2 protein-coding genes are annotated in these 4,454 nt (G+C 66.2%); both read right to left on the bottom strand.

The window, feature by feature from the left end; translation table 11 throughout:
- Positions 1-2,810, bottom strand: a 2,810-nt coding sequence (locus JHC36_RS06515) for a FimL-related protein (protein WP_287917312.1), incomplete at its 3' end; no start/stop codon positions are given.
- A 62-nt stretch (positions 2,811-2,872) separates the two neighbouring features.
- Positions 2,873-4,454: methyl-accepting chemotaxis protein (locus tag JHC36_RS06510; protein ID WP_287917309.1), on the bottom strand; the 1,582-nt coding region annotated here is incomplete at its 5' end.

Here is a 4,454-nt window from a genome sequence, read left to right as displayed (position 1 = left end):
TCTGCTGCCTCTGCTGCCTCTGCTGCCTCTGCTGCCTCTGCTGCCTCTGCTGGCTCTGCGGCTTCTGCTGCGGCGACGGCTTGGACGGGTTCGGCGAACGCCGGAGCAGGCTCCGGCGCGGCGGCATCCGACGCGAAGAGGGCTTCGAATTCGCCGGCCGCGAGCTCTGTGATCTCGACGGACGGGGGCTCGGGCAGAGGCAAAGGCTCCGCTTCTACAGACACCGACGCATCCTGGGTCTGCCCGACATCACCGCCGGCTTCCACGGGCGGAGACGGGCGAGCGATCGGCTGCACGGTGCCGCTCGAACGGAAGTCCTCGGCAACGCGCGTGAAGGCTTGCGCCGTCCAGGCGCTGGCGTCCCCGGACTCGAGGTCCGCCGCCCACTGCCCGAAGGCATCGAGCGCATCCCCCGCCACCGAGAGAAGCTCGGGAGTTGCAGGCTTACCCTCACCGAGCCATTGATTGAGCACCTGCTCGAAGCTCCATGCAGCTTCGCCGAAAGCCTCCAGCCCGACCATGCGCGAGCTGCCTTTGAGGGTGTGAAAGGCTCGACGCAGCGTCGTCAGCGCATCGACGTCCCTAGGCGCGGCCGCCAGGACATCGAGGGCTGCGCGGCCGTTGGCAACGACCTCGTGCGCCTCTTCAAGAAAGATCCCCAGCAGATCGCCTTCATCCACGGGAGGCTCGGAGGCCGTGATCTCCACCGGCTCGGCCGGTGGCGCCGCCTCGACCTCCGCGGGCTCGGGTGGCGGGCCTGCAAGCTCGGCCAATGTGGCTTCCAGGGAAGCCTCGATAGGCTCTGCCTCCGGCGACGACGGCGGAACGGACAAGTCCAGGCTCGGGAACGCAACCGCTTCGGCAGGGGGCTCCGCAGGCGCACTTTCGGTAAACGGGAGCGTGTCGGAAAACTCGCGCATCCAAGCGGAATCGCCTGCGGGCTCGGAAGGGGCCAGTGATGCAGTCGGCGTGTCCTGCGGCGGCGAGGTATCCGCGACGAGCGGAACGGACGCATCGGTCGAGTTCGCCGCGACCTGGACGGGTGCAGCAGACTCCCGGCCCATCAGGGGCTTGAGTTCGCCGGTTGCTTCGTCGAAAACGAAGAGGCGGCGCGCCAGCTGCGGCTGATAGTTCAGCATGTCGAGCAGCAGCCCCAGCGCGCCCAGGTTGTTCCCAAGCGAATCGAAGAGCGCTTGCCGCTCTTCACCGCCCAAGTCGCCGGCTTGTTGCAGCAGCGATTCGGTTTGCGAGCGCATGTGGGCAACCGCCGCAGCCGCCGGTTCCAGCCCCAGGACCGACAACACACCCCGCATCTGGGCGAGCAGGGGCGGGGCCTTCGCCAGCTCATCGAGTGCTTGGGCATCGCGGTTGTATTGATCGAGGGCTTTTTCGGTCTCAGCCAGGGTATGTCGCAGCTCACCGATGACCGTGCCCATCGTCTGCTGGTCGCTGACGTTGCGGAACAGCTCCTCCATCCAAGGCTCGATCGGCCCGGCATCCTGCTGCTCGGTCGCCCGCGCGATGCGCTCGGCCAGTTGGGCGGAGCGCGCGGCGAGTTCCTCGGCGTCTGGCCGAACGCGGGCAAGCGCCGCGTCCAGATACAGCAAGGCCGTGGCGACTTCGAGGGCCAGCGCCGACTCGGGCGGTCGGCCCTCGGCCACACAGCGCGCAGCAACCCCTTCGAGTGAGCGGGCGAGAACCTCCGTATCGGGATGAAGCCGAACCAGAGCCTCACTCATCAAAGCGAATTTGTCGGGGAGCCCCTTGAGCGCCGAATCGTGACCGCCGGCAAGGCTCGCCCAAGCCTCTTTGACCGCGTCGATCCGTTTGCGCAGCTGATGCAATTGCGCCGGGTCGAAATGGCCGAAACTGCGCTGCTCATAGTCCACGGGCGCAGTGTCGGCCAAGCCATATCGACGGCGGATGTCGGCCACCCGCCCATCGTGCACCGCCCCCGCAGGGAGCTGCGACAGGTGAAACAGCAGATCGCGACCCAATGCTGGCGTGGCTCCGGCCAGCCCCCGATAGGCATTGGCGATCTGCAGCAACAGCTGGGAAACGACACGCTTGGCGTACAGATCCAGCGCCAGCGAGCCTTCTGCTGCGGCGCCGAAAAACGCGGCGGCAAGGGACCAGAATGTGCGCTCGTTGCTGTGCGCGGCGCGCGCGCCGATCGCTTCGCAGACCTGGCTCAATACCTGCCCTGCAGCCCGGTCGCCCGTCTGCAGCAGGCTGAGCACGGCCCGGTCCACCTGAGGGCGCGGCGGCAACTCGGCGTCGACTTCGGATGGCCCAGCCGGCAACTCACGCCACGAGAATTCATACTCCCAAAGATCGGCGGGGTGTACCCGGGTCGCCTGTGCCAGTCGCTGAACGTCGCGGTACTGCGGAAACAACCCCACGGCCGACAAGCGCTCCCCGGCAAGCGTTCGGGCCAGGAACTCCATCAAGGCAAAGCCGGCGTTTTCCACCGCGGTGACTGCATCGGCATCCACCAGTTTGGGCTGCGCGACGAAGCGCGCAACGGCGGCCTCCATCGCGCGAGCCAGATGCGCTGGAGCCGAAAACCCCACCAGTTCCAAGGCCCCTACGGCCTGGTGCAACTGTTGACGCGCCAGTCGCAGCGGCGTGACATCGGCCGCAGCAAGCCCGTCAGCCTGTGCAGTCTGGAGCTCGCGCTGATAGCGCTTCAAAGCTTTGTTGACGGCCTCGAGGTTTTTCCGCAGTTCGCTCTCGACCCACGCGAGCGGCCCGAGGTCGACGATCGGCTCCGCTTCGACGTTGGCACGGGCAGTTTCGGTTGAGGACATGGGCAAATCGGCTCCGCGTAAACGTAGGGATCGAGCGCGTTCAGACCTTGGACCCGGGACGATCAAGCAATCTTGAACCGGGCCACCGAAGCGCGCAATTCCTCGGCCATGCGCGCCAGCTCGCGCACCTGTTCGGCGGTGGTCCGAGTGCCTTCTTCGGTCTGTTCGGTCACGGCGAAAATGTGCTGAATGTTGCCCGCGACTTCCCCCGCCTGCTCGGCCTCGTGGGCGGCTGCTTGAGAAATCCGCTCGATGAGCTCGGCGAGTTGCCGCGACACGCGGTCGATTTCGGCCAGTGCCGCACCCGCGTTGTCGGAGAGCTTCGCCCCCTCGACCACACCTTGCGTGGAGCGCTCCATGGCGCCCACGGCGTCTTGGGTGTCGGTCTGAATGGTCCGCACGAGCGCCGAGATTTGCCGTGTCGCGTCCGCCGAACGCTCAGCAAGTCGCTGCACTTCTTCGGCCACCACCGAGAAGCCCCGGCCCGCTTCGCCTGCGGAGGCCGCCTGGATCGCCGCATTCAGGGCCAGCACGTTGGTCTGCTCGGTAATGTCCGAAATCAGCTCGGTGATTTCACCGATCTCCTGGGACGATTCACCCAGGCGCTTGATCCGCTTGGACGTTTCCTGAATCTGGTCCCGGATGGCGTTCATACCGCCGATGGCGGCTTGCACGGCTTCGAGGCCAGACTCGGCGGCGCGCAGCGACTGGCGCGCCACCTGCGCCGTTTCCTGTGCCTGCGCCGACACGTCGGTGATTCGGGCCGCCATGTCGAGCACCGATTGGCCGGTTTCGCGGATTTCTCGCAACTGCTCGCCCGATGCCGCGAGCAGTTCGGTCGACGTGTTTTCCACCAGCGCCGTGGTTTGCGCCACGCGGGTGGCCGTCTGCTGCACGTTCCCCACCAGCATGCGAAGTTCTTCGACGGTGTAGTTCACCGAGTCGGCGATGGCCCCGGTGATGTCTTCGGTCACGGTGGCTTCCTGCGTCAGGTCGCCCTCGGCGACCGCCTGCAGTTCGTTCATCAGTCGCAAAATGGCCGCCTGGTTCGCGTCGTTGATGCGCTTGGCCTCCTGCTCCTGCGCCAAAGCCTCTTGGCGCTGACGCTCAGCGATCAGCTGTCGCTGGCGGCTTTCCTGAAGCTGGACATAAGCAAGGCCAGCCGCAGCACCGAGCGCACCCAAGGCGGCGACGAGCAAGGCGAGCAAGGACAGCCCCCCGAGGCCGGTGCGCGCGGAGAGCATTTCCTGAACCGTCTCGAGACCTTTACGCAAGGGTTCGCTGTCGGCAATGATGACGCCCTGCGCTTCGCGCGCGGCCACCAAGCCTTGCAGGTTGCCCAGAATGGCACCGGCTTGCTGGCGGGTCTCTTCGTACAGTTTCAACAGCGCTTCGAGTCGCTCGCGGGTTTGTGCATCCTTCGCCGGGGCCAGGCGCAGGTCGGCGCTGCCTTCGAGCAAGCCCTTGGCAATCTCCTTGAAAGTGTTGAGGTCCTTACCGAGCAAGAACACCGCCTCGGGGCTCACGCCTTCCATGGTCAGGAATTCGTTGGCGGACTTGCCGATCCGCTGCGTGAGCATCACGAGCTGACCGGTCGCGGCGATCTCGGATGCCGGTGCGTTCTGCTGCAGCTTGAGGGAGGAG

The organism is Tibeticola sp. (assembly GCF_022759015.1).
Classification (GTDB): Bacteria; Pseudomonadota; Gammaproteobacteria; order Burkholderiales; family Burkholderiaceae_C; genus Tibeticola; species Tibeticola sediminis.
This window is presented reverse-complemented; position numbering and strand designations above follow the sequence as displayed.